The 24583-nt window shown below is 32.3% G+C and carries 31 protein-coding genes; 5 read left to right on the top strand and 26 right to left on the bottom strand.

Annotation, left to right across the window (positions count from 1 at the left end):
• Positions 1–381: 381 nt before the first annotated feature.
• From rpsN to LC076_RS21040, 14 genes are all read right to left on the bottom strand, one after another.
• The gene (gene rpsN / locus LC076_RS21105) at positions 382–651 is read right to left on the bottom strand and encodes a 30S ribosomal protein S14 (RefSeq protein ID WP_226671129.1); all 270 of its coding nucleotides are present in this window, start codon (positions 649–651) and stop codon (positions 382–384) included.
• A 90-nt stretch (positions 652–741) separates the two neighbouring features.
• The gene (locus tag LC076_RS21100) at positions 742–996 is read right to left on the bottom strand and encodes a type B 50S ribosomal protein L31 (protein WP_226671128.1); all 255 of its coding nucleotides are present in this window, start codon (positions 994–996) and stop codon (positions 742–744) included.
• Positions 997–1172: 176 nt separating this feature from the next.
• Positions 1173–1520, bottom strand: coding sequence for a VOC family protein (locus tag LC076_RS21095; RefSeq protein ID WP_226671127.1), 348 nt, complete (start codon positions 1518–1520; stop codon positions 1173–1175).
• Between the two features lie 149 nt (positions 1521–1669).
• Positions 1670–2515, bottom strand: a complete 846-nt coding sequence (locus LC076_RS21090; protein WP_226671126.1) for an SDR family oxidoreductase — start codon at positions 2513–2515, stop codon at positions 1670–1672.
• 628 nt (positions 2516–3143) lie between these two features.
• Positions 3144–3575 carry an SMI1/KNR4 family protein gene (locus LC076_RS21085; RefSeq protein ID WP_226671125.1) on the bottom strand — a complete coding sequence of 144 codons (432 nt, stop codon included), beginning with the start codon at positions 3573–3575 and terminating at the stop codon, positions 3144–3146.
• An 89-nt stretch (positions 3576–3664) separates the two neighbouring features.
• Entirely contained in the window at positions 3665–4198 is a 534-nt protein-coding gene (locus LC076_RS21080; RefSeq protein WP_226671124.1) for a GNAT family N-acetyltransferase, read from the bottom strand.
• 67 nt (positions 4199–4265) lie between these two features.
• On the bottom strand, positions 4266–4784 hold the full coding sequence (locus LC076_RS21075; RefSeq protein ID WP_226671123.1) for a hypothetical protein: 519 nt from the start codon (positions 4782–4784) through the stop codon (positions 4266–4268).
• 75 nt (positions 4785–4859) lie between these two features.
• On the bottom strand, positions 4860–5270 hold the full coding sequence (locus LC076_RS21070) for a GNAT family N-acetyltransferase (protein ID WP_226671122.1): 411 nt from the start codon (positions 5268–5270) through the stop codon (positions 4860–4862).
• Between the two features lie 114 nt (positions 5271–5384).
• A complete protein-coding gene (locus LC076_RS21065; RefSeq protein WP_226671121.1) occupies positions 5385–5648 on the bottom strand; it encodes a tautomerase family protein in 264 nt (87 codons plus the stop codon).
• A gap of 146 nt (positions 5649–5794) precedes the next feature.
• A complete protein-coding gene (locus LC076_RS21060; protein WP_226671120.1) occupies positions 5795–6772 on the bottom strand; it encodes an anti sigma factor C-terminal domain-containing protein in 978 nt (325 codons plus the stop codon).
• Positions 6759–7268, bottom strand: coding sequence for an RNA polymerase sigma factor (locus tag LC076_RS21055; RefSeq protein WP_226671119.1), 510 nt, complete (start codon positions 7266–7268; stop codon positions 6759–6761). The genes LC076_RS21060 and LC076_RS21055 overlap by 14 nt, the downstream gene beginning before the upstream one ends.
• A 333-nt stretch (positions 7269–7601) precedes the next feature.
• The gene (locus LC076_RS21050) at positions 7602–8354 is read right to left on the bottom strand and encodes a glucosyltransferase domain-containing protein (protein WP_226671118.1); all 753 of its coding nucleotides are present in this window, start codon (positions 8352–8354) and stop codon (positions 7602–7604) included.
• A 398-nt stretch (positions 8355–8752) separates the two neighbouring features.
• Entirely contained in the window at positions 8753–9508 is a 756-nt protein-coding gene (locus tag LC076_RS21045) for an SDR family oxidoreductase (protein WP_226671117.1), read from the bottom strand.
• Positions 9509–9921: 413 nt separating this feature from the next.
• Positions 9922–10107 carry a hypothetical protein gene (locus LC076_RS21040; RefSeq protein ID WP_226671116.1) on the bottom strand — a complete coding sequence of 62 codons (186 nt, stop codon included), beginning with the start codon at positions 10105–10107 and terminating at the stop codon, positions 9922–9924.
• Positions 10108–10257: 150 nt separating this feature from the next.
• On the opposite strand from LC076_RS21040, the gene LC076_RS21035 reads away from it, so the two are divergent.
• A complete protein-coding gene (locus LC076_RS21035) occupies positions 10258–10575 on the top strand; it encodes a hypothetical protein (protein ID WP_226671115.1) in 318 nt (105 codons plus the stop codon).
• A 65-nt stretch (positions 10576–10640) separates the two neighbouring features.
• On the opposite strand, the gene LC076_RS21030 is transcribed toward LC076_RS21035, so the two are convergent.
• The 4 genes from LC076_RS21030 to LC076_RS21015 all read right to left on the bottom strand — a co-directional run bounded on the left by LC076_RS21030 (position 10641) and on the right by LC076_RS21015 (position 14278).
• The gene (locus tag LC076_RS21030; RefSeq protein ID WP_226671114.1) at positions 10641–10901 is read right to left on the bottom strand and encodes a hypothetical protein; all 261 of its coding nucleotides are present in this window, start codon (positions 10899–10901) and stop codon (positions 10641–10643) included.
• Between the two features lie 342 nt (positions 10902–11243).
• Positions 11244–12593, bottom strand: a complete 1350-nt coding sequence (locus tag LC076_RS21025; RefSeq protein ID WP_226671113.1) for an MATE family efflux transporter — start codon at positions 12591–12593, stop codon at positions 11244–11246.
• A 60-nt stretch (positions 12594–12653) separates the two neighbouring features.
• Positions 12654–13499: a MerR family transcriptional regulator gene (locus LC076_RS21020; RefSeq protein WP_226671112.1), complete on the bottom strand. Its 846-nt coding sequence runs from the start codon at positions 13497–13499 to the stop codon at positions 12654–12656.
• A 314-nt stretch (positions 13500–13813) separates the two neighbouring features.
• Entirely contained in the window at positions 13814–14278 is a 465-nt protein-coding gene (locus LC076_RS21015; RefSeq protein WP_226671111.1) for a hypothetical protein, read from the bottom strand.
• A 258-nt stretch (positions 14279–14536) separates the two neighbouring features.
• Here LC076_RS21015 and LC076_RS21010 point away from each other — a divergent pair, with 258 nt between their 5' ends.
• Positions 14537–15139: a hypothetical protein gene (locus LC076_RS21010; RefSeq protein WP_226671110.1), complete on the top strand. Its 603-nt coding sequence runs from the start codon at positions 14537–14539 to the stop codon at positions 15137–15139.
• 44 nt (positions 15140–15183) lie between these two features.
• Here LC076_RS21010 and LC076_RS21005 read toward each other — a convergent pair whose 3' ends face one another.
• Together LC076_RS21005 and LC076_RS21000 are read right to left on the bottom strand one after the other, a co-directional pair.
• Positions 15184–15402: a helix-turn-helix domain-containing protein gene (locus LC076_RS21005; RefSeq protein WP_226671109.1), complete on the bottom strand. Its 219-nt coding sequence runs from the start codon at positions 15400–15402 to the stop codon at positions 15184–15186.
• 10 nt (positions 15403–15412) lie between these two features.
• Positions 15413–15904, bottom strand: coding sequence for a DUF2975 domain-containing protein (locus LC076_RS21000; protein WP_226671108.1), 492 nt, complete (start codon positions 15902–15904; stop codon positions 15413–15415).
• A gap of 603 nt (positions 15905–16507) precedes the next feature.
• On the opposite strand from LC076_RS21000, the gene LC076_RS20995 reads away from it, so the two are divergent.
• Positions 16508–16834: a CBO0543 family protein gene (locus LC076_RS20995; RefSeq protein ID WP_226671107.1), complete on the top strand. Its 327-nt coding sequence runs from the start codon at positions 16508–16510 to the stop codon at positions 16832–16834.
• A 60-nt stretch (positions 16835–16894) separates the two neighbouring features.
• Here LC076_RS20995 and LC076_RS20990 read toward each other — a convergent pair whose 3' ends face one another.
• The 5 genes from LC076_RS20990 to LC076_RS20970 all read right to left on the bottom strand — a co-directional run bounded on the left by LC076_RS20990 (position 16895) and on the right by LC076_RS20970 (position 22198).
• On the bottom strand, positions 16895–17761 hold the full coding sequence (locus LC076_RS20990; protein ID WP_226671106.1) for a phosphotransferase: 867 nt from the start codon (positions 17759–17761) through the stop codon (positions 16895–16897).
• Positions 17762–17831: 70 nt separating this feature from the next.
• Positions 17832–18365 (bottom strand): DinB family protein, encoded by a 534-nt coding sequence (locus LC076_RS20985; RefSeq protein ID WP_226671105.1) that lies wholly within the window; start codon positions 18363–18365, stop codon positions 17832–17834.
• 310 nt (positions 18366–18675) lie between these two features.
• The gene (locus LC076_RS20980; RefSeq protein WP_226671104.1) at positions 18676–19104 is read right to left on the bottom strand and encodes a GNAT family N-acetyltransferase; all 429 of its coding nucleotides are present in this window, start codon (positions 19102–19104) and stop codon (positions 18676–18678) included.
• A gap of 158 nt (positions 19105–19262) precedes the next feature.
• Positions 19263–19964: a hypothetical protein gene (locus LC076_RS20975; protein ID WP_226671103.1), complete on the bottom strand. Its 702-nt coding sequence runs from the start codon at positions 19962–19964 to the stop codon at positions 19263–19265.
• Positions 19965–20317: 353 nt separating this feature from the next.
• Positions 20318–22198: a rhamnogalacturonan lyase gene (locus LC076_RS20970; RefSeq protein ID WP_226671151.1), complete on the bottom strand. Its 1881-nt coding sequence runs from the start codon at positions 22196–22198 to the stop codon at positions 20318–20320.
• 726 nt (positions 22199–22924) lie between these two features.
• On the opposite strand from LC076_RS20970, the gene LC076_RS20965 reads away from it, so the two are divergent.
• Complete coding sequence (locus LC076_RS20965) at positions 22925–23446, top strand: hypothetical protein (protein WP_226671102.1); 522 nt, start codon at positions 22925–22927, stop codon at positions 23444–23446.
• Positions 23446–23655 (top strand): hypothetical protein, encoded by a 210-nt coding sequence (locus tag LC076_RS20960; protein WP_226671101.1) that lies wholly within the window; start codon positions 23446–23448, stop codon positions 23653–23655. The genes LC076_RS20965 and LC076_RS20960 overlap by 1 nt, the downstream gene beginning before the upstream one ends.
• A gap of 466 nt (positions 23656–24121) precedes the next feature.
• On the opposite strand, the gene LC076_RS20955 is transcribed toward LC076_RS20960, so the two are convergent.
• Positions 24122–24535 (bottom strand): DUF5412 domain-containing protein, encoded by a 414-nt coding sequence (locus LC076_RS20955; protein WP_226671100.1) that lies wholly within the window; start codon positions 24533–24535, stop codon positions 24122–24124.
• Positions 24536–24583 lie beyond the last annotated feature (48 nt).

The raw sequence follows: 24583 nt of genomic DNA, 5'->3' as shown, positions 1-24583 counted from the left end.
ATTGCTCTTTAAGAAGTGTTAAAAACTGCTCTTTTGTACTAGATTGTTGCGCTAAGCTGTCTTCCAAATTTTCTATGTATTGATATAATTTCTTTTTTTCTCTTGGAAGAGAGGCAATGATCTTTTTTGCAATATCTCCATCAACTTGTCATTCATCTTTTCCCTACCATCCTTTCTTTACTTTTCTCATATCCAAGGATCTTTTCTGAAAGGTTGTTGCAAATTGCCTTAATTTCAGTTTAAACAAAGTTCTTACGGGGCTTATTGCATAATAATATTTACTATTCTATTTAGTTTAAAAGCAACAAAGTTTATGAAAACAGCTTATTCAAAAGAAGAAACGTGAAGGGTATTGTAGCCTTCACGTTTTAGATTGGCATCTTACCAACTTGATTTCTTTACACCTGGTACCTGACCTTTGTGTGCTAACTCACGAAAAGCAATTCGGGACATTCCAAATTTTCTTAGATATCCTCTTGGTCGGCCTGTTACTTGACATCTGTTATGAAGTCTTGAAGGTGCAGAATCTCTTGGTAGCTTACTCAATGCTGTATAATCACCCTTTTCTTTTAACTCTTTCCTAATTTCTGCATATTTCTCAACAACCTTTTGTCTCTTTAATTCTTTAACAACTTTAGATTTCTTTGCCATCTGAGATTTCTCCTTTTACATAATCGTAATTATTACGATTTAAATTGTAAATTTACATTAATAAAAAAATGATCGAACCCATTCACCTTATTAGTTATTTTCCTTCATTTTATACTTTTGTAGAAATCGATCGACTCTTCCGCCCTTATCTGTAAACTTCTGAACTCCTGTATAAAATGGATGAGTATCTGAGCTTATCTCCACTTTTATTAATGGGTATGAATTGCCATCTTCCCACTCAATTGTTTCATTCGTCATTTTAGTTGATCCTGTTAGGAATTTAAACCCGCTATTCGTATCCATAAATACTACCTTTCGAAAGTCAGGATGTATATTTTTTTTCATGAAATAATCACCTCTTATTTTTATTTAACGTTAATATTAAACGTAATCATTACGAATTGCAAATAATAATCGTTCCTTTTTTAAACTATTTTAATTATATCTATCGTATACGTACAAAAGAGCCTTCGTTTGGAAAGAAAGCTCTAAACCAGTTGGATATATTGTTTTTTAATTCATTACTTACACATCATAAGCACATTTCCATCAGGATCTTTAAAATTAAACCAATGACCATTTTCTATGTTTGTCATAAACTCAACATTTTTTTGTTTGAGAAATTCATAAGCTTCATGAATATCTTCTGTATAAAATTGAAAGGCAGGGACTTTATACACATTGTCTGGTGAATAAATTTTGCTATCGAGTACAATGTTAGGGCCTTCTAACGGAAGAACATATATATGATCAAAATATATCTCCCCCTCTGTCGATAATCCTAAAATGTCACAATACCAATCACGTGAACGAAGAAGATTACTAACGGGAATAAAAACCCCACCAACCCTAGAAGAAACTGTTTTCATTAATACCCAACCTCCAATAAATGTAATATAATGAATCATTCTACATTTATTTGGAAATTCCTTCTTAAACGGTGCCTGTCACTTCCCGAATTTTCTTGTTTCACACGGAGAATGGCTGATCACCTGTTAATGTTATGATCTTTTCTTCCTTATATCCAATTTTCTTTGAAATCTTCAACATATTTTCTTATATTTGTAGGTTTTTTGCCTGTAATTTTTTCATAATCATGCTTTATTCCTTTTGCAAGCCCAAGCTTTGTTGGCATATGAACACCTACTACAACGTTCACAAACCCTTCATCTTCCCCTACTTTCTTCATTGATTCCTTAAATTCTTTAACCGAAGGGTTTGTGTATTCTATTTTCACATCAAGTACTTCCGTCATTATTTTTGCTACATCGTAGAAGTCGAGTGCCTCATTACCTGTAATAACATAGATTTTATTTTTATGAATTTCCGAGTCAATCAACGATATACCAGAGATTTCTGCAAGATCTCTTGTGTCAACAAAGCTTGTTTTCCCTTTACCAGCTGGAACAAAAATTCGATGTCTCTCTTTAATTTCCTTACATAAAAAGTCATTTAAATTTTGCATAAAATATCCAGCACGTATGAATGTATAAGGAATTTTAGAGTTTTTTATTTCTTTTTCCATTTTGTAATGGTGGATAAAAGGCATGAATTGAACATCTTTTAGTGACAAATAAGCAATGTGTTGTATTCCTTTATTTTTTGCTTTTTTTAAGAAAAGGTCAAATTGAAGATTTTCACCTGGTGGGTACATTAAAAAGATTCGATCAACATGCTCAAGTGCTCGGTCAAATGTACTTGGATCTGCAAAGTCAAGACTTACATACTCATAAATATCTCCAAACATTGCTTTAGCTTTTTTAACGTTTCGAACGGCACATATCATTGGAATATTTTTATCATTGAGGTAGTTTGCAACCTGTGAACCAATCTTTCCAGTAAATCCAGTAACTAAAACCTTCATCATCATTACCCCTTTCATATCAAAAATTGGTAAAAAAACTTACAGTTAAATTTGTTGTTCACCTTATCACTCCAAAGTGCTCTGATATTTCACTTGTTTTAATTTCGCCTTTATTATGAATTTAAAAAAGAGAGAGCATTAGTCCATGATTAACCTCTCCAAGATCTCTAGGCTTCATAATCCCAACACTCACTTCACTTGCTCTCTTTAATGAAGTTAATAAACTTTCACAGATATTCAATAACCAAAAACCTCCTCCTTAAAATAATTTCTTAGTAACTAAGATATATTACTACTAAGTATATTTTAAAAAAAGAGAAAAAATCAATGTGTTCAACAAAGGCTCTTTTCTGAACAATTGAGCTATTTAGCCAAAGTTTGTAGTGAAAACAGTTTTTTTCACTATAATGGTACTATTTTAGGATGAAAAGATGCTACTAGACTTAATAGAGTGCTGATTGCTTAAGATATTTAAAAGCAAAAAAAGTTTTCGAAAAAAAACAGCCTCAACAAAAAAAGTCGATCTCATCTCAATGAAATCGACCTTACCATTTAAATCCAATTTTCATTTCGAAGTAGTCTTAATTAATTGGATAAACTAAAAAACCTACTATTTAATAACAATTTACTACTCATCGAAATCATCATCTTCTTCCTCTGCTGTTGATATGATAAATTCTCTCAAATGAGAAGCATATACTTCAAGTTCATGATCTTCGTGATACCAAATATAAATTTCTTCGCCCATTACTCCATTTTTTACTTTAAAACATAATTTATCTCCAGATCCATCTTCACCTATAGCAATTAAGTCTTTCGACATATGGTCTTCTCTGACTTCCGTGTTTTGTCTTATCATATCATCCCACGTTTTTTTGAGATTTTTAGGATCTTTAATCGGATACAATATCCATTCACCGATTTCTGGAGAATTAACTAATTTGAAAAGCTCCTTATACTGCTCTGGAAAAACTGCACCTAACTCTTCTTCTACTATTTTTATATCTGATTCCTCAACACCTAATTTCTTTGTAGAAATTAAGTTTCTTACATCTTTCATTTATAAAACACCTACCTTTCTAGTAGTTTCAAAAAAACATTCAACTAAATTTAGGATTTATCCAACCTACCTTAGCTTAAAAAAGGAATTTATTTATCTCTTTTCAAAATAGAATAAACAAACGTATCATGTGCCTGACCATTTTGATACATATAATCTCTTAAAACACCTTCTTTTTGAAATCCTACTTTAGTAAGCAGATTACTTGATGCTACATTATTCAAAAAAACAACTGCACCTATACGAGTAAGACCTAGTTCATCAAAACCAAATTCTATTACTTTTAAAACTGCTTCTATGGCATAACCATTTCGCCAGTAATCAGGATGTATTTCATAACCTATTTCCGCTCTTTTATGTTTTGGTGACCAACTATTAAAGCCAATCGTACCTATTATTCCTTTATGACCTTTTCTTTCAATTCCCCAACGAATCCCTCTTTTTTCTTTGTAACTAATCGCAAATAGTTCGACAAATGCTTCCGCTTGTTTTATCGTTTCTAACGTTTCTTGGCCATAATATCGTGTGACATGTTCATTTGAAAAACAAGAAAATATTGCATTAACATCTTTCTGTGAAATTTCTCTTAAAATTAATCGATCTGTTTCTAATGTCGGAAACATATTTTCTCTCCTTACCTCAAACTTCCTAAAGTTCGTTGAAGATTTTCTAATTTATAATTCTAAATCTTTACTCTTGTTTATCCAACCAACGCTTTACTTTTTTATCCATTTCTTTTTCTAAATCCTTTATATTTCCACTATCTTGTTGCGCGAATTTTACATATTTTTCAGGAAACATCTTCTTAAGAGAGGACTGATAAAAGCTACCATCTTCAGGTTCTATGTAATCGGTAACAGCATACGTTTCTTCTTTTTTACTTAACATAATGACCACAGGCAATGAATGTCCTGATTGGAGCCTTACTCCAGTTGATTTATTAAATCCACCATAATAAGACCACATATAAACACTTAGAACTTCATCAGATTCGCTCGTACCATATACTTTATGAACTTCAAATTGCTCTTCAGTATCACCATAAGAGTCGGAATATTTTTGAATAATGTAATCAGAAATAACCTCATCCATCTCCTCAGTGATTAACTTATCACCATCATTTAAGGTAACATCATTACCATTACAACCAGCTAATATGACCACACCAAACACGAAAAATAAAATACTAGATTTTATTACGTTAATCAATAAGTTCAATCCTCCCATTATCGAATTGAAAAAAACTTATTTTAGATAAGCAAATCTAGTGTTGAAGATCACACTTTATTCTGTTAGTAAAGGTTTCGTCATACACTTGTTGTTACGAAAGTTAAATTTTTTATAAAAGTCATGTGCATCTGATGTGGCCAGTGCAAATGCCGTATATTTGATTTCTGGATGTTCAATTATACAATTCATGAACCATTCTCCAAGTCCTTTGCCTCTATAATTCTCATTAATGACCACATCTAAAACCCAAGAGAATACAGTTTTGTCTGTAACTACCCTAGCAAATCCAATTTGTTTGTCAAAATGATACAAGCCAAAAGCTAAAGAATGATTTATACTTTTTTCAATGGTTGCTTTTGTTCTATTCGAAGCCCAATAAGTTGACGATAGCATATGGGCTACACTTTCTAAATTGATTAGATCTTTATTATCACTAACCATAAAGTCTTCATTTTCCCAGTCCAAAAGTAAGCCCCCAATACATTTTTTTAGTTCCCATTTTTCAGCAATTCTTTAAAGATCTAAAATTTTTAATCATACCCGATGATCTATTATGTTGAAGATGAAAAAACAAAAGCATTAGACATCTAATTTAAATTTGATTCCCTCTTTAGCTGCTTGTTTTCCTCCTCTTATTCCCCAATTATCTAAGCTAGGTTCATGCAAAGTGGTAATAATCGAATTCTTACTAATAGATAATACCGTTGATAATTCCTCTGCAAATTCTTCTATTAATTTCTCTTTAGTTTCTTCTTTTCTTCCTGGAAACATTAAAACCTCAACAAATACCATTTCTTCTTCCCAACCTTCTGGCATAAACCAATTTGTTGATTCTATTTCCAAGAATGTTATTGGCTCCTGATATTTTTTACAACTTAATATAATCTTCACTTTATTAATTCAATAGTAAGAAGCACTTCTCCTTCTTAAAGAAAAGTGCCTCGAATGCTTTACGAATGTTAATTTTGTTTCGCAATACAAGTGATATTTTAATACTGATCTGTTGTAGCTCCTAAGGTAGCTGAACGAATCATTGAGTTAGTATCATATTTTTTTAAATCACTAGGTTTTCCTGTAACGATTACACCAATGATTTTAAGATTCTTGGGTTTTAATTTACTTTTACCTTTATTAGTTATCGTGTTATATATTTCAATGGCTTCATGCTGATAATCACCGCCATCTTTTTTTAGCATTTCAAGCGTAGAAATAAAATTCATTGCTGGTTCTGCTTTAGGACTACTATTATATTGAAATCCATATGTATCAAATCCATTTATCGTGTGACTTCTCGGAAAATTTTCGTCATTATTTAATTCATTATGGTCTTTTATAGCGGTTTTATTATAGGTATCTACCCAATACCAAGCTAATTGATCTTTAAAAACTTTGTTCACTTCTTCTATTGAATATTCTTTATTAAATGAAAAGGCCATTTCTACAACTGAAGTATCTTCCATTTCATTAAGTAACACTCTATCATCATAAACTTCCCTATAGGTCACTTTTGGATGAAAAAATTCAGTTACCCTTTCTCCTTGGTAATATAGAGGGATTCTCTCATCATCAATACTTCCTGAACCAGAAGGACCACTTGTAATGATCAAATTTGACGTTCCAAAAATGGTGAAGACTTTCTCCTGTTCTCCCCATGGTATAGGCACCTCTCCAACTTTTTTAATTAGTTTCGTTTTTGCTATTGCTGAAGTAGGAGAATAATTATAAGTAATACCTTCTTCTTCAATATTTGCACCCATAATTCCATTCCAAGTTAAATCTAGAGTAGTCTCCTTATCCATTTTCTTTTTCATTACTGTATCACCAATAAAATAAAGAACAGTTAAAACGATTAAACTAATGATTAAGGATATGACCATCATTTTTACTAGGGAACGTCTTTTTGCCTTTTTCACCAAATTCTCAAACTCAAAATCTTTAGGTAAAAATTCATTGTCATTGCTGTTCATTTTCATACCTCCTAAATTGTTCTACAAATTCATTCCTTGCTCTGTGAAGAATGGTTTTAACAGATCCTTCTTTCATGCTATATAGCTCTGCTATTTCACTTATTTTCAATCCTGTACTATATTTTAGAATAAGAAATTGGCTATATTTAGGTTTTAATCTTTTGAGCAGTACATGTATATCTTTTTCCATTTCACTTTTTAATAGTACATTTTCGGGTGTTTCTTCTTCCAACAATTCTTGTATATTAAATTTCAATAATATGTCTCTTCTCCTAGTATTTTTTCGAGTCATGTCATAATATTGATTTACTGCAACTCTAAAAAGCCAACTTTGGATATTAGTAATTTTAACTGAGTCCATATATTGTAAGAATTTATAGGCAGTATCTTGAATAATATCTTCTGCATCTTCTTTAGAAGCACCCATTTTTAATAAATAAGCATAAACAAATTTAAGTATTTCATTTAGTTTTTTCCCCATCATGGAATCATTCATTTCAAACCTCCTTCTTATAAAACGTTTAACTATTTGAAAAGTAAACAAATATTTATAGTTTAGTAAAAAAATTGTTACTTGCATGAATAATTTTTCAAATAAAAAAACGCTTTTCCCGTCTTTCTAGGAAAGCGTCTCTCAAATACTAAAGTTACTTAGTGGAGTATAGCAAGCACCCTTTAGATGAAAATAGGATACACAACGATTAATTTTGTATAAAGAGTCTTTAACAAATTAAATATATCTACTTGTCCAAAGATATTTTTCATTGTGCCACTATATTACTTATCTATTAATCAAATGAACGATACATTCTCTTTTTTCTCCTACGTCTCAATCCCTAACAATTAATTTACCTTTACTTTGATTAACATTGAGCACAAATTCCTCCCCATTTTCCAAAGAAATCGTAACTATTTCTTCTTCATGGTGATCATCTATATAGATAAATACAAAACCTTCTTCTTCAATGTACACGTATCCTTCATTTGCTGCTTCTTGTAGTTCAAGTAAACTATAGCCTCCTTTGGAATATTCAAATAATGCAATGGCAGGTGTATCATCTATGGTTAATGCAAATGCTGTCAGCTCACCATCTATCCATTCATCTTGTTTGGTTATTTCAGCGATTTCTTTGTCTAAAGTATAGTTTTCCCCATATATAAATTCGAGTTCTCTCCATAATTCTTTTTGTTTAGGATATTCCTGATTTGACCAATTGCTTGTTTGCATTACACTGCCTTCTTCATCAACACTTAATGAAACACCAAATGATGGTGTTTTAATATCATTAACTCTAAATTCTCCCACTCGATAGCCTGCTTCATATTCTTTCGGTAAAACTTGAAACTTTCTATCAGGATAATTTTCTACTAAATATTCAATCACTGTATTATAACGCTCAGTATGCGTGTTACTTTTTAATGTAGGATAGTAAGCATAATATCCTGCAAATCCAATGATGAGCAGACTCGTTAATACAACCGCCAATTTTTTTCGTTTTCTAACTATCCACCAAATAAACAAAATGACCACAAATACGATAATGGCTATTAGAAGAAAATATATATTTTCACTAGGACTCATGTTTTCCCCTCCTAACATTTTTAATTTGGTCGACTACCCTAACATTTAGTATTAGGAAACTAGAATTCAATTGTTACGATTCTTCATTGCAATCTATCACTTAGTCATATTTTAACATTTTATTGAGGTTTGAATTCTTTTTTCTAGAATGAAAGTTTCTACTTTTAAACATTCCGTTATATAAACTTATAATTTTTAAAAGCATCGTGATAAGAAATTTCAATCGATATAAATAAAAAAGCTCAAACCTTGATCTCTGAGGTTTGAGCTTTTTTGAAGAAAATTAATATTTAACTGGTTTAATATATTTTTTTATTATTATTAATGGGAACTCCAACTAAAGAAAGTTGGATGTATTTTGTTTTCTCCGATACAAATTAGCAACAACTACACGATTACTACCCTCGAATAAATCCACCTTCTGAATGTATGATTTGACCAGTTATCCATTTTGCTTCATCACTAGCCAGAAATGCGATAGTACGTGCAACATCTTCTGGTGAACCGATACGACCCATTGGAAATTTAGGAAGTAGATAGTCTCTAATTTCATCTGTCATCCAAGTTGAGTCAGTAGGTCCTGGGTTTACAGCATTAACTGTTATTCCTAGTGGTGCAAGTTCTTGTGATAGTGACCTAGTAAAGGCTGAAATGGCACCTTTAGTTGCTACATAAGCTAACTCCCCAGGCATTGGTCCTAAATCTTGGCCTGATGTCAAATTAATGATTCGACCATTAGATAAATCGGACTGTTCAAAGCGACGAGCAAATTCTGTACTAAGCAGAAATGTAGATCTCATATTAACTGCATAATGTTCATCCAATGTTTTAGCATCAAAGTTTAAATATCCGTCACTTCTTGAATGAGCAGCATTATTTATTAAAATTGAGGGAAAACCGATTTTAGTTTCTACTGCATCAAGTATATCAAATGCAGCACTGGCTTTTGATAGATTTATTAATAAGTGATCGCATAAGACTTCCATATTCATAATCTCTACCTGAAACTCTTTCACCCATTTAGTTTCAGAATTCCAATGTGTAAAGAAAATATTTATTCCCTGTGAAGCTAACTTCCGACAAAGTGCTGTACCTATGTCTCTTTCACTACTCGTTCCCGTAATAATTGCAATTTTATTTTCAATGATAGTCATCATAATCCCCCATAAATAGGGACACGATCATATGGAAAAATTGAGATGTAAGACATTTTCACAAAACAAAAAACAGACCCAAATGGTATCTGCCTAGTTGAGGATCATTACTATTCCACACCACGCATCCCTTTAATGATTTTTATTAAATAATTAGACATACTACTCCCGTACAAGATGGAATGTATATCTATTCATTTTAATTATTAGTCATTAAAGAGTTTGCCACATATCGACTATTCATTCCTATCCATTACATCTCTTTCTTTATCATACTGGTTTTTCTTTTAATAAAAAAGCCTTTTCATAAATTTTTACATGTAGTTCAATATGAAATGAATTTTCAGAAAAAAACGATTGAAATTATTCCTTAAGAGCAACTACATGGGGAATTTCCGCTTTACCAGTTTCATTTACCCTGTAGATTTATTTGTTTTTCTCCAAATTAATGAGGCAATCAGAAGAATAACACCGACTGAAGCTCCAATAAGCTGGTCGAGTAAAATTGCGCTACTTCTTAAATAAATGAACGTAAAAGTTCCACCAAAAATAATTATGATTACAATTGCTAATTGAATAAGATACGTGTTAATTTTCAACTTTATCACTCCCTTGAACTATTTTAGCATAAAAATCCATATCGTTCGTTTTTCAATTTATCGTTCCTTAATATGAAAATGACCCTATTTTAAACATACATACTTCTAGGTAAATTGTCTTTAGAATATACATTCGATGAGGTGATCTTATTGTTAAATATTATTGAGGATGTTGTTCGTTTTCCTGAAGCCCTTGAAAAAGGAAGAACCATTACTCGAACATATAAAACTTACCCTTATCAAGGGTATCAAGCGAGCTGTGTGATTCGCGGCTTTGACTATGGATTTTCTGATGATGAAGGAAGGTTCTTTAGAACAACAATCAATACTGATGCACAAATTGTTTCTCCATATGAAGTGGAAGTAAAAGTCAACTTTGGTTTCCGTTCAAGAGAATTTGATAAACGAACAGACGCAACGATTCAATATTCGTTGTTCCTTCAACAAGTTTACCGGCCTTTTCTGTAAAATTTCCCTTGATTCAAATTAAGTATGGTTTTTATAAAACAATAGGTTTTATTTGCAAAGTCATTTTATTTTTCACCTATTCCAAAGCCAAGCACAAGTAAATAGATTATTGTAAAAAATGCAAGCGTATTAAGTATTATTAGTATCCACTTGCTAAAACGTTTTCTACTTTTTAAAGCATAGAAAATACCTACTAATGGAAATAAACACATTGAAATGATGGTTAATTTACCAAAGAAACCGAAAGATACTCCATTGACCATTAAAGAAAATAATAGACTATATATTCCTAAACAAATAATAGAAAGTACTGAATAATATTTCACTTTTTTTCCCCTCCTGCATTTTACATGCTAATGATGTTGATTAGAAACAATACAGTAAATTAGAGTGTTGAATAAATGTGATCGTTAAAACATGACTATTTAAAATCTTAAAAGCCAAGAGCTATTGCACTTGCTTCAATAGCCTTGGCTCCAAAGTATACTCATCAATTCTTGTTCAATGACAATCACTCATCACCTTGTAAAAAGAATTTTGTTGATTATGACCTCCGTTCTTAACAAAGAAAAAGACAGCAGATGTATTTATTCTTTGATGATCTTCTCCCATACATAAAACATTTCATTCGAAAATTATCACACACCCGTTTGTGCTTCAAGCAATAATCAAGTATGTCTAACTACTTGTTTTTGTCCTAGCACATGTTTTCTAGAAAAACTAACGAGTAGGATCGCAACAATCATTTCCGCAAGTGGAAGCGCGAGCCATACACCAGCGATACCCATGAATTTAGGCAGCAACCATAAAAGCAACAAGATGAACACAAAGCTTCTTAATAAAATGATGGTGATTGATGGACGTATTTTCATGATTGATTGAAAATACGTCATATACACGAAATTAAAGCCTAAGAATAGATAGCCTATAAAAAATAAACGAATTCCGTCAACGGCTAATTTTCGCACCTCATTTGATTCTAATCCAAAAAGTGAAACGAGTAACGGTGCAGCAAATAAACCAATAAGAAGTAAACTACATCCAAGAATGAAAGATGTTTTTTCACCAATTTTTACAGTTTCTTTGATACGATCACTTTTTTTCGCACCATGATAGTAGCTAATCATCGGTTGAAGAGCTGCCTCAATACCAAAGAACGAAAGGAACATGAAGCCGTGTAAATAATTAACAACTGAAAAAGCCGCGACTCCTTCTGTGCCATGCAATCCGACGATTGCCAAGTTGTATCCAACAACGAAAACAAGGGTACCTGCTTCGGCAAGAAAACTCGGAAATCCAATCGAAAATATACCACCGAGCATTTTCCATGACCACTGGAAAGAAAGTTGCCTCAAATTTGAATGTTTTTTCAAAAAATGAAGCATAAGTACAAGTAACCCACCTACACTTGCAAGCACAGTTGCAAGTGCTGCTCCAAAGACACCTAACTTTAAAATAAAAATCATGTAATAATTCAGACCAATATTCACGATTGCCGTCACACCAAGAGCGACCATCGACAAAGTAGGACTGCCATCATTTCTGACAAAAATACTGAGCAGTTGTTGTAGAGCCATTAGCCAACCAAACAGAAACAAAACCGTCAGATATTCAACAGTATGAAAAAGAGTATCAGAATTTGCACCAAGCACATTCGCAATTGCCTCTACATTCAAATAACCAAACACTCCAATGATTAATAAAGGAACAAGTGCACTGGCAACACCTAATGAAAATACACTCCTCGCTTTAGCCATCTTTTCCTCGCCACTATAAATCGAATACAACGTACCTCCACCGATACCGATCCAAAGTGAAATCGAGAAAATTAATGAAAAAACTGGCATGGCAAGGTTCACACCTGCTAATGCCTCCGCTCCTACTCCGTTTCCGACAAACACTCCATCAATTAGAATGTTTATCGACATTAGCATCATCCCCAATAACGAGGGGAAAAAATATTTTAAAAATACCTTTTTAACTGATCCATGTTTCAAATCTCCATGTGTTCCACTCATCTTTTATTCCTCCTGTAACTTCCTACAAAAGAAAGTATAAACCTTCAAGTTACTTGAAGGTCAATCCTTTTCTTCCACTGGAATTTGAATCAAGGTAATAAAAGATGTTTCGTCTTTAATCACAGACTCATCAAGTATGGCTATTTCAACCGGTGCCCCAGTCACACGATAATTATCACTTTGAAGAAAATGAAGCATAGAAAAATAGCTCGTTTTAATTGTTTTATAAGGTCCACGGTGTGGAAAGCAAGCGTATATCCCTTCATCTAAATAAGATGTTTTCAAGCCTTCCTTATTCTTATTATTATGAAGTAATTCAAAAACACCTCGGTATTTCACAGGTCCTTCGTGATCAAGACTATCAATCTCCACAATAGCTCCAAAATCACCTGTAAAAAAACCATCATAATCAATACCTGCTAATGATAAATTCTCAAGATCCTTTAAATACAAGGCATCTGATTCTTTCATCAAATCGATCGGTGCATCATTGTATAAAAAAGAAATCGCCCGTTTTGGAAATCGACGATACTTCAACGAAGGGTTATTGCGCAAATTCATTCCCTCTTCGATCGTAGCAATTTTACTCTCTATTTTTTCAGAAACGCTCTTCAACCTCTCCATTTCATTCTCAACTTCTTTAAGCTTTCGTTCCAAAAGTTCTTTTGTATTCTCTGGAGTTCTCTTCTCTAACTGTTGCTGGATATCCTTAATTGAGAACCCATTTTTCTTTAAGAAAATAATTGTGTCTAGTTTGATAAATTGTTCAATTGTGTAATAACGATAACTACTTTGTGGATCAGTATACTTAGGTTGGAAAATACCAATCTCATCATAATATCGAAGTGTCGAGGAAGAGATTTGAAACAGTTTGGCCACTTCTCCAACACGAAACCTGTGCTTCATTTTGAAAACTCCTTATTTAGAGATAGAAATGCTTCTTCGTTTATATTGATAAGTTCATAAATGTCATTTTTCAGCAAACCACTTTCTCCTGGTTGGAATTAGAATGGGGACCACCAGGCAGCACTCGTTTTTGTCGCGTTATGTCGAATGGTCGTTTTTTTATGAAAGTTGAAAGATTTTCCCTTAAAGTTGAACGATTATCTCTGAAAGTTGAATGATTAACAGGTAAAGTTGAACGATTATCCCCTAAACTTGAATGATTAATGATAGTAGTTGCAAGAATCGATCAAAAAGTAGAAAATTTGATACTTAATTTAATACTTAACAATTGTAGTGACTCCAAATTCGTTTAAAAAGTTTCTATGACTTAATTCTTCTACCCATTTTTTAGAACTTAACTGATATGTGCCATATTTATCTTGATATGTTAAACTTTCAACATTAATGAAAATGGAATCTGGATGTTCTAGTAATCTACTTTCATAATACTCAAAGTTATGTTGATTAGGAAAATGGATAAGTTCCAACACATCTCCTACTTCCATATATTTTTCGAGATACAGTAAAAATAAGTGAGTATCAGCACCAGAAACTTCATATATATAAGGCAAAGTAAAAAGTCCTTCCACTAATTCTCCCCATCCATCGGAATCCACTTCGTACACCCATAACCACATTAGATCTTCAATTCGATCAAAAACAGTACGATTATTGTACTCTTGAATTTCATCAGGAATAACAAAAGGCTTGGATGATGCTAGAAATGTAATTTCAGACATTAGTTAGCCTCCTTTTACTTTATAAGTAAAGATAAAACTTCAGAACGTTATTTTCCACTTATGTACTCATCGTGATAATTCTCATTAAAAAACCGTTTGCTTCGCTATTTTTCTATTTTAACAGGTATAGTAATGAAAGATGCAACTTTAAGTAAAGCACGGATTCGGGAAACCCTATTAGAAGAATGCACTACGAGAAAAACTGTTTTATACTAAATATCTCAATTAATATATATAAACAGAGGAAGCTTGGGTAGTTTGAAGAAAATAAAAGTGAATGATCATTTTTTGTCTCTTAACAAGTATTGTGACAAAGATTATCGTGGACCTTATATTAGATTTAGGAGAGAAAACACGGTAGTAATTGATTTTCATAGCCTATCATGTGAAATGGAAGGTGAACATAGGATGAAGCTTCCTAATGGAATAACTGGTTTTTATGATAGTAAGAAAAACAAGCTTCCACAAGTTGATGGTATGCAATTCAAGCAACTATGCTATGGCTTTGCTTCTCGTCACAATGGAAAAATACTAAATTTCATTAAGCCTCAATATCCGACAAATTTTTATTATGCACAAGTTCAAATGGAGGATCATACGTTTTTTATTCTGCTGAATGAACATTATCACTATCTAGCCTTTGCAGAAAAAGTTGAATTTGGAAACATTACATTTATCAACACTACAGTTCTTGATGAACAATTTTCTACTTTTTATCAAGTAATGGATCCGGGTGAACTTAACATTTCGTTATATCAAAACTTGATCAACAAATCAGAATTAAATCCTGTTGAGCTGGAACAAATTGCTTATTGGAAGCCAGGAACGCTAGGCCAAATCATTTTTAATTATTGGGATTAGTAAATAGGAACTCAATAAAAATTGAGTTCCTATTTCATCTACAATTACTGAATATCATTGTCACTTCTGTATTCCAAAAGATCTCCTGGTTGACAATCTAATGCCTTACAAATTGCTTCTAAAGTGGTTAGTCGAACCGCTTTTGCTTTTCCATTTTTTAAAATAGAAAGATTAGCCATTGTGATGCCAACTTTTTCTGATAGTTCTGTTACACTCATTTTTCTTTTAGCCAACATTACATCAATATTAATTATAATTGCCAAGTTAATCACCTCAAATTATTAGGTCGTTCTCTGTTTTTATGTCGATGGCTTCTTTTAAGAGTTTTTGAAGGACAGCCGCAAAGACAGCAACTACCAAAGGAGCAAAAATCATCACCATTCCAATTATGATGAGTCCTGGGGCATCATCTACCTCTGCTAAAATATAGATAAATGGTATGCCTACTACATATAACCCACTGATAATCAGCGCACAATTTTTGATTTTCTTTAACGCTTTGACAGATAAATCTGAGAATGCTTGGTTCTTGTCAATATAAGTTAGAAGAATAAATGCTTGATACAAAGCGAAGTAAAATGGAACAGCAGAAACATACATTACCATTAAAATCGCATATACCGCAAAAGCCAGATCTGATCCTCTTTTTGCAGCTTCATTTGCTTCAGACGCTATTTGCGGCAACAAAAATAAGCATATAGCAAGTACAGGAATACCAATAAAAATAACAGCCACCTTTAAAAAAAGTGTTGAACTTGGTTTCATAACATACACCTCATTTATTTATTTTCTATTTCAATTTAACACACAATTTATCGTTTCACAATAAAACATTATTGAAATTTATTTATATTTTATTGTTCATTAAAATTATCCCTTTTATATAATTCAAAATAAAAAGCATTCCACCACATACGATGTAAATGCTCTAACCCATAAATATACATTTATCATATTCTAAATTTCTTAAAAAAAGATGATCACTGTTTATTGGTTTGCTCGAAATAGACATCCTTCTTATTCTTCTTGTTTACATTAAACTCAATAACAAGTACAGATATAACAAACGTTGCGAAAAGAATATTCAAAAAAATATTAGTCACCTGGCTGATCGATGAAACTGACTTTACTATCATGAGGAAAATGGAAAGTATATAGATTATTTTTGCATTCTTAGCAATAAACTTCATGTCAGCTCTTTCTCCCTCTTCTTATTTTGAAAAATCTTTTGTTTTGATCTATTCCATTACACTAGTTACCCATCTCTCTAAAAAGAACTCACTAAATGTTTCTTAGCGAAATGAATATTAAGAATAAAACAGCATTATTGCTCAGACTAATAACTAAAACTATTGGTGGTGTTATGACTTGAAGAGACATTTTCATGCTGCACTTCTTTCATTTGTCATGCCTGGTATCGGACAAGTTCATAATAGACAATTTGCAAAAGGAATTCTTTTACTACTTCTTGAACATTTTCCAGAAAACAAACATTTTCTCTTTAAGTTCTTATATTATTGCTTTCACACATCTATCATAACAGGCTTTGAAATATTCGCTGAAAAGTATACTACTATAATAAGATACAAGAATTGGACCTGGTATTGGAGTTTTATAACCATTTGGTGTTCGTATTTTTTATCGAGAATCTATTGTAAATGGTTTTTCCATAATGAATCAGAATCGAATTATTAAACCCAATAATTATTTCAATCATTTGAATGGCTTAAAATTAAGCAGCAAATACACAAACTCTTACAAATAATTGATTACTTTCTTCCAGTAGTGCCAAGCTTTTTGATATTCGTCAAAGTCACTTGGATGATGTTTAATACATGCTCCAAGACGAAGATATAAACCAATAATCAGTTCTTCGTATAAATAGGGATACGTTTTTTCACTTTTTATCGTCAAAGTACTAACGGCAGCATCTAGTGTTTCTTTTGTTAAATCATCTGGAGTGGAACAAAAAGCATATATTAAATCATACAGAGGATAACCGATCATAGGAGTAGGATCAATTACACCCACTAAATGATTGTCATTAAAAATAAAATTATGAACTCCACAATCACCATGTATTAAGAAACGTTTTCTTTCAGATTCGTGATTATTTAAACTTTCACAGACTTTAAGTACAAAATCATATTCTTCGTTTAGCATGTGTGATTTTAAAATATTGTTCGTTTCAACAATTTCATTCAATAGAAAAGCTTTCCAAGAGGATGTTAATTCATCTGTATAGCCAAAGCCAACAATGTCACTTGGTACATTTTTATAGTTGTTTATCACTTTTTTAACAAGTGTTTGTAATATGTTTTGTTTATTTACTTCTGCTTTGTTTGTTGTACCGCACAAATATGAATAGGTAATATATTGATAGTTTGGCTCAACAAAGATAAGGTTCGGTATCATGTTCAAATCCTTGTAGCAAGTGAGAAAATCTGTCTCTAATTTTAGAAAAAATGGTTCATTGGCTTTAACCACATATTTGTTTTCATCACTGTCATGAAGAAGATACAATTCACTGACTGTACCACCCGTTAACTTCTCATATTTAGTGATTTTGGTTTGTATGATTTTATTTTGTTTTAATTCTTTAATTACTAATTCGATATTCATTTTTATCTCCACTCTATCAAATAAAAACCATCTGTCTGTATAATATGAAATTAAAAGGATTCACACCTATTCAGCAAAGCTTTTTTGTTGATAAGTCATACCATTTTCTAAGCTGATTGATATGCGCTTGATGATAGCGGTTATGATCAGCCATATGCCAGAGACCCCATCGAATAGTTGATTGCTTTTCATTTTCAAGACCAAAAGTGACAATTTCATCTAAATCATCATCTGTTAATAATGTACATGTTTCATTCAGCATCATTAATACCGCATCATATTCAGACAAAAGTGTCTCAAGACTATAGCCTTTGACCATAGGAAGGTTATTGTCTTGATCTAACATAGGTCCAAATTTATCATTATAGGATTTGGGAAGTTGTTCGCCTCTTATTCTATAAACCCAATTTAAATCCACAAAGATGATATGTCTTATCAACTGTGCAGTACTATTTCCATTGTTATTAGGCCCTTTGTAATCTACTTCTTCTTGCTCCATGCCTTTTGTAATTGTTTTTAGCCTTTGACTATTTTCTTTTACAGCAGCATACAAAATCCCCACAATTTGCGACATATTTTCTTCACCTTGTAAATCGAAAAACATCTAATGTCATCCCTTCACTATAGCTTAACTTTTCAATTCCTCTCGGTTAACTTTCTTCACAACTTCTTTCATCCCATTATTTCTACATCTTTCACCAAACTATTAATATACCAAAATCGCTTAGCATCTGGTACGGTCATCATGTTGCTTCTTACTTTCCTAGAATTGATTTATCACTTATTGGACAAGTTTACATATATGGTAGTAGATTCATAGAGACAATTTACTTTTTTTCAATTTGATGCTTTCTTACTGACCTACATCATTTCGCACAACTAATTTGATCTTGCCAATAGAAAGGACCTGTTCATTAAACTTCCATTTGAAAATGATGACATGTTATATCTAACCCACCTTTGAGGTAGAATCTATGTGCATCATGTCTTTGAACACCTGAATCTAAATGTAATTGTTCAAAATCATATTTCTTCGCTTCATTTATTAGCCAATTCCAAAGAATGTTCGCATAGCCTTTTTGACGGCTAGATTTATCTGTAATCAAATCATCTACATACAAATAATTTCCCCATGCTAAAGATTCAATTACCCTATATCCAGCAACTGCTTTAACTTCATCATTTTCAATCACTGTCACTACTTTATATTGATATTTATCTTGTAATCTTCTAATTTTCTCAACAAATTCATCTTCCCTTAAATGTGGACGTAGTTGTTTGAACGTATTAAAAGTTGACATTATTTCTTTATCAAATGTCATTACTTTTATACTTGATTTCATGTCATTTCCCTCCTGAAATTCAAGAAATTCTTGTAGATTATGCTTATCGTATTGAAATTTATGTGCATTTTTGTACATACACTCATATGTCTTTCTTTGTAGTGAAATCCTATATTACTATTTCTCGTTTTTAAAAGTGTTTATGCACTTGGTCAACCTTATAATTCATATTCACAAATAACCCATGGGAGCCATAAAACAGGTTCAGTTCCTAATTCCTCATCATTGCTATAGATGCAACAATCTAACGCCATATCAAGTGTGGAAATAAAGCCATTTTCGTTCAGTGAAAATGAACATTCCTTTTTATAATCTTTTTCTAAACTATTGCAAATATATGAATGAAACTTCCCAAATTCAAATCCCAGTACTTCATATCCTTTTATCAATGTTACTTCTGTTTCCAGTTTTGTCTTATTCAATAGTAGTGTTTCAATACCATATCGTTCATTATCAGGCTTAGTTAGTGTCTCTTCTTCTTCTAAAAATTCTTCCACAAGATTTTCCGGTAATCCAATGCCTATGATCCTAATATCATTCATATGGCTAAGAAACATTTTGCTAAATTCTTTTGCCAAATTAACTGTAGTAAAAAGTTGAGGAAATTGATTTTTTTTCTGCTCAAAGTTCTCCTCAACCCATTTTTCCATTTGCACAAACTTTTCTTTTGATAGTTTTAACTCTTTTGCATAGCTTTTTTTATTTTTTGCTGATCCCCCCCAAAGTATATTTACCTCTGGATAAAAATCACACAAACATTCACTTGCTGATAAAATTGTTTCTGGTAATATGGTTTTATCCATATAGTCATCTCGTTTTATAGGTGAAACAATATAATAACCACCTGAAATGTAATTCATTTATACACCCTACCATCCATTAAGCAATATCGTTCATAATATATTTTTAAAAAAACATAACAACAGTATCAATATTTCAGTACCTTATCGTTCAAGAAAGTAACATTACAATTTCTTCCTCATTCTAACATAATCTTCTTATTTTTTATTCAAGATTCTAGGAGTTTATCAAATATGTTGTAACAAGTTCACATTTATCCTTACCCAGATAAAAAACGTCTCAAGTTCTTAGTATGAAAGAATTGAGACGTTAAATATTTGGAGGATTGATTTTCACAGTTTTTCAAAAAAACTACAACAAATTACTAACTTACTAAGCTATTTATGTTTTCATCTATTAATATTATTCATATTTAAGGAGTATAAATATTCGGCATAGCCGGAGTTTTCATGCCACTCCCCAGATAAAAACTTGTATGTGGTGGTTGGTTATACCCAGCATTTTGCCATGCAATACTCGTACGATAAAGAGAATCGTGCATAAGTGTGAAAATTCGCTGATTTGTTATATTAGTCGTTGTATAAATGCGTAAAGCACTACTATCTTCTGTCCTCCAAATCACTTCTTCTCTCCAGTCACCAAACAAATCTGCTTGTAGACTTGGATTTCCTTTTGTCCAGTTATTTGAATACGTTCCTGTTGCCGTCAAAAGGGTATCCAACTTGTTTTGTTGATAATTCCATTTATAGATTTTACCAACACCAGATGAGCCATTCCAATGATGATCAAGAAGCTCGCGACTGACATCTCCATCCCACCAGATAGCAAAATTCATAGAGGAGGGTGCTGTACTACTGATTTTTGATCCAGTAACAGAATATAACGCCTGACCTGATGCCCATAGTTCAGTACCTGCATAGCGTGGATCGATATCAGCAGCTACACCTCGACCAGTATCTTGACCTGTTCGAAGTCCCCACAGAAGCTGACCAGAATCTCCATCACGAATTCCCATACCTATAGGAGAGCCAGAATTTTCATGAACCTGGAAAATCTCAATTCCTGGATAGTTTGGATTTAAATCACCTACATGGTGAGCATCTCCATGCCCCCATCCTGTTGTATGAAGACCTCGACCATTGTCATCAAGCGCCATTGCACCATAAACAATCTCATCTCTTCCATCACCATCTAAATCAGCTGCAGCGAGACTATGGTTTCCTTGTCCTGCATAGCTTTGATTGCCGTAATCATCACTATCAAATGTCCACAATTCGGTAAAATCACCATTTCTGTAATTATAGGCAGTGATCATCGTTTTCTCATAATAGCCACGTGACATAATTAAACTTGGTCTTTGTCCATCAAGGTACGCAACACCGGCAAGAAATCGATCCACTCGATTGCCGTAACAATCGCCCCAATCACATACGTTACCTCTTTCTGGTTTAAAGCGGATATTCTCCAATGCCCGACCAGATCCTCCGCTAAAAATCGTTAAATATTCTAATCCAGATAAAATTCTGCCCTTAGAATCGCGATAATCAGCAGTTGCATTTCCTATCACATTACCTTGACCATCAATTGTACCATCAGCAGTTTTCATCGCGACCTCTGCTCTTCCATTGCCATCTAAGTCATAAACAACAAATTGGGTATAGTGTGCACCTGCTCGTACATTCTTGCCTAGATTTATCCGCCAAAGTTGGGTTCCATCTAAATCATATGCGTCAACAAAAACATTCCCTGTATAGCCATCCTTTGAGTTATCCTTAGAGTTTGACGGATCCCATTTTACGACAATTTCATAATCACCATCACCATCTAAATCACCAACACTTGCATCATTTGCACTATAAGAGTAACTGACTCCATCTGGTGTTACACCACCATTAGGCTTTTTAATAGGAACATTTAGAGCATTCTCTCCCCATACTTTCACTGTTTCAGATGCAGCTTGCTCTGTATTATTAAGTACAGCTTTTACATAATAACTTGAACTTGATGTCCCATTAGTATCTAAAAAATTCGTACTTGATGTAATCGGTGAGGAATTTATTTTCTGACCATTTCTATAGAGATTATATGAAACACTACTTGATTCTGTGGCTAGTAGTCGCCAGCTAACAAATACACCATTGGATGTTTTTACCGCTGTTAAACCTCGGTTTAACGATTCCATTTGTCTTGATGTAGCAGCCTGTACTTGATTGAGGTTAGTATCTAAGAATGGAATTGTTGGTAAAAATACGGAAGAAAAAACAATGCTACCTATTAAAACTACTTTTGCCATTTTTTGATAAGAACGATCCTTTACCACGATAAATCAGCTCCTAATTATTAAATTAAATATGCTGATACTTTGGTGCATAGCTTCACAACACTCTCTTTTACACTAGATCTAGATATTCTCTCATCAATCAAGGTAAAGATCCTTAATGATGAAACTTCTCATATCTTTGGTAGTAATTTAGAACACTTTACCCTATGATGTGTTAGCTAGCCCTTATTTGTGGTAAAAATGCCCGCAGCAATTGACCTCGTTTACAACCTTTCACAAATAAACGAACGCATAATAGAAAAGCCTCACCTCCACACACTAACTTTAGAAAACGCTTACAAATTTATGATATCTTCTTCTCTTCTTAATTTAATAGATAAAAAACAGATATTTTTGTTTAAAAATCAGATATTGATGAAAAATGAATCTATTATACCGGTATGTATCACCTATTTACCAACAAGCATCCTTCGAGGATTCTATTTTTTCATTACATTCGATGGATAAATAATTGAAAAGACAAAATACAACTAATAATAAATGGCTATGTTAAAGATAAAGGTTGATTTAAAATGTATATAAAAATGAGTTGGGATATGTTCTCAGCTCATTTTATTTTGATGATTTTTTTGTTGAAGCACCAATAATATTTGGGAGAAGTTTGACTAGCTAAAAGACATATGGTATTATTTCGGTATTGAATTAGTATTATTAAAATAACGTTAGGAATGTGCTTATATGGAAAAAGATAAGTTATTCAACATCAAAAGTAACTGGAAACATTCAACACAGGAATACCTCATTAAGAAATTGGATGCATCTCAAGATATGTCTAGGTCAGCAGTGTTTGAAAGAGCTGTTAAAGTAGCAGTGAATGTTAAGGATTGGAATTTAATCCAAAAATTATTGTCTGGATTAGAAAAAAACGAAGAGGCACCCGTGTTTACTAATTTTCAAGCAAAGTATGGGGAAGAGACAGAAGAAATATTGATTGATGTTAGAGATAAAATGCTTGAGGATTTAAAGAAGTCAGGACTTAAAGTTCTTCAGTCTCAGTATATGGTATTACTTTTACAAGCGAATTATATTAAAAAATTGAAAGAAGAAAAATTATCTATTATAAGTGAAACACAAGTTGATGAGGAAAATGTCGATATGCCTGAGATGGTTAAGATTTTTTGTGATATGATGCTGACTGATAAAGACTGTCAGGAAATAAAAACAATTAAAAAGATTCTTGTAGAATGGAGGAATAAATAATGAAACCGCCATTTAATACGTTAACAATATCAGATGTTGAAAAACTCCGTAAGAAACGGAGTTGCATTCCAGTTGGAAGAAGTAGCATCATATATGACCATACTATGGCAGAAATTCTATCAGCTCAGACTCATCTTAAGTCTTTGTACAAAGTAAGAGTAACTTTGCCATTTACAGAACGGATTCTATTACTAAATAATATTTATTAGGGTGTGTTTTTCTGATGACTAAACCACAAACTTTTAGATGCAGGTAAAATTCATGATGCTTTTACTAATAATCAACCGTTACCTTTAACAGAGCCTAATAAATGTAGAAAAAAATGTGCGAAGAAAGATATAAGGTAACTAAATCACCGAAGATTTTTTTGCTGGAGATCACTTCAATTTATAGTATATAAAACTATTATCAGTTAAGCTGGAAAATCAAGTCCGTTTCGTTGCGGTTCAGACAACAAGGTTCGATGAGGAGGTAGCTGAGTCTCATTTGTGCATCGCCTGCTCGCTTAGGTCTCAGCTCTTCCTCTACTTCTACTATTTCAAAAAAAGGTTTGCAAAATTAAACACATTGAAGACAGCAAATAAAGACCCGAAAGATTCATTTACCTAATCATTTGGGTTTATTAATTGCTTAAATACTTATATTCCAACCTCTTTTTACACATTCAATATATAGTCATTGATTTCTAAAATCAAATTTTTCATGAGGTACATCTAATTTATGTTTGTTAATCTCTACAGTATCATTATCGATCCAAGTAATATTTGCTGTTTCTTCTTTATAATTCCAATATATATTTTTAGATTGATTTCTTTTATCATTAAAAACTAATTCACCACGAATAGAATATGATGTTGTTGCACCTCCGTTGGTGACATATGCTTTTAAGGTGTATTTTCCATCAGGGGACGTTTTCTCAGTAAGAAATTCTCCAGTTGGCAATCGATTCATATCGAAAAATGCCCAATAAACTCCATATCCTGCTAATGAAATCAGAATCAAGGTTGATATCATAACTATTTTCACAATCTTTTTGTAAAATTTCTTTTCCTCATTACTTACATCTTTGTTTTCATGTTCTTTCGTCATTTCGTTTCCCCTCTTGCTATAAGAAATATATAGAAATTCCATTGATTT

This window comes from Metabacillus litoralis (assembly GCF_020524045.1).
In the GTDB taxonomy this organism is placed as follows: Bacteria; Bacillota; Bacilli; order Bacillales; family Bacillaceae; genus Metabacillus; species Metabacillus litoralis_C.
This window is presented reverse-complemented; position numbering and strand designations above follow the sequence as displayed.

What these genes read in the sequence shown, in the direction of transcription:
- rpsN (WP_226671129.1), bottom strand. Translation starts at nt 651, where the DNA reads ATGGCAAAGAAATCTAAAGTTGTTAAAGAATTAAAGAGACAAAAGGTT.
- LC076_RS21100 (WP_226671128.1), bottom strand. Translation starts at nt 996, where the DNA reads ATGAAAAAAAATATACATCCTGACTTTCGAAAGGTAGTATTTATGGAT.
- LC076_RS21095 (WP_226671127.1), bottom strand. Translation starts at nt 1,520, where the DNA reads ATGAAAACAGTTTCTTCTAGGGTTGGTGGGGTTTTTATTCCCGTTAGT.
- LC076_RS21090 (WP_226671126.1), bottom strand. Translation starts at nt 2,515, where the DNA reads ATGAAGGTTTTAGTTACTGGATTTACTGGAAAGATTGGTTCACAGGTT.
- LC076_RS21085 (WP_226671125.1), bottom strand. Translation starts at nt 3,575, where the DNA reads ATGAAAGATGTAAGAAACTTAATTTCTACAAAGAAATTAGGTGTTGAG.
- LC076_RS21080 (WP_226671124.1), bottom strand. Translation starts at nt 4,198, where the DNA reads ATGTTTCCGACATTAGAAACAGATCGATTAATTTTAAGAGAAATTTCA.
- LC076_RS21060 (WP_226671120.1), bottom strand. Translation starts at nt 6,772, where the DNA reads ATGAACAGCAATGACAATGAATTTTTACCTAAAGATTTTGAGTTTGAG.
- LC076_RS21055 (WP_226671119.1), bottom strand. Translation starts at nt 7,268, where the DNA reads ATGAATGATTCCATGATGGGGAAAAAACTAAATGAAATACTTAAATTT.
- LC076_RS21050 (WP_226671118.1), bottom strand. Translation starts at nt 8,354, where the DNA reads ATGAGTCCTAGTGAAAATATATATTTTCTTCTAATAGCCATTATCGTA.
- LC076_RS21045 (WP_226671117.1), bottom strand. Translation starts at nt 9,508, where the DNA reads ATGACTATCATTGAAAATAAAATTGCAATTATTACGGGAACGAGTAGT.
- LC076_RS21025 (WP_226671113.1), bottom strand. Translation starts at nt 12,593, where the DNA reads ATGAGTGGAACACATGGAGATTTGAAACATGGATCAGTTAAAAAGGTA.
- LC076_RS21020 (WP_226671112.1), bottom strand. Translation starts at nt 13,499, where the DNA reads ATGAAGCACAGGTTTCGTGTTGGAGAAGTGGCCAAACTGTTTCAAATC.
- LC076_RS21015 (WP_226671111.1), bottom strand. Translation starts at nt 14,278, where the DNA reads ATGTCTGAAATTACATTTCTAGCATCATCCAAGCCTTTTGTTATTCCT.
- LC076_RS21000 (WP_226671108.1), bottom strand. Translation starts at nt 15,904, where the DNA reads ATGAAACCAAGTTCAACACTTTTTTTAAAGGTGGCTGTTATTTTTATT.
- LC076_RS20990 (WP_226671106.1), bottom strand. Translation starts at nt 17,761, where the DNA reads ATGAATATCGAATTAGTAATTAAAGAATTAAAACAAAATAAAATCATA.
- LC076_RS20985 (WP_226671105.1), bottom strand. Translation starts at nt 18,365, where the DNA reads ATGTTTTTCGATTTACAAGGTGAAGAAAATATGTCGCAAATTGTGGGG.
- LC076_RS20980 (WP_226671104.1), bottom strand. Translation starts at nt 19,104, where the DNA reads ATGAAATCAAGTATAAAAGTAATGACATTTGATAAAGAAATAATGTCA.
- LC076_RS20975 (WP_226671103.1), bottom strand. Translation starts at nt 19,964, where the DNA reads ATGAATTACATTTCAGGTGGTTATTATATTGTTTCACCTATAAAACGA.
- LC076_RS20970 (WP_226671151.1), bottom strand. Translation starts at nt 22,198, where the DNA reads ATGGCAAAAGTAGTTTTAATAGGTAGCATTGTTTTTTCTTCCGTATTT.
- LC076_RS20965 (WP_226671102.1), top strand. Translation starts at nt 22,925, where the DNA reads ATGGAAAAAGATAAGTTATTCAACATCAAAAGTAACTGGAAACATTCA.
- LC076_RS20960 (WP_226671101.1), top strand. Translation starts at nt 23,446, where the DNA reads ATGAAACCGCCATTTAATACGTTAACAATATCAGATGTTGAAAAACTC.
- LC076_RS20955 (WP_226671100.1), bottom strand. Translation starts at nt 24,535, where the DNA reads ATGACGAAAGAACATGAAAACAAAGATGTAAGTAATGAGGAAAAGAAA.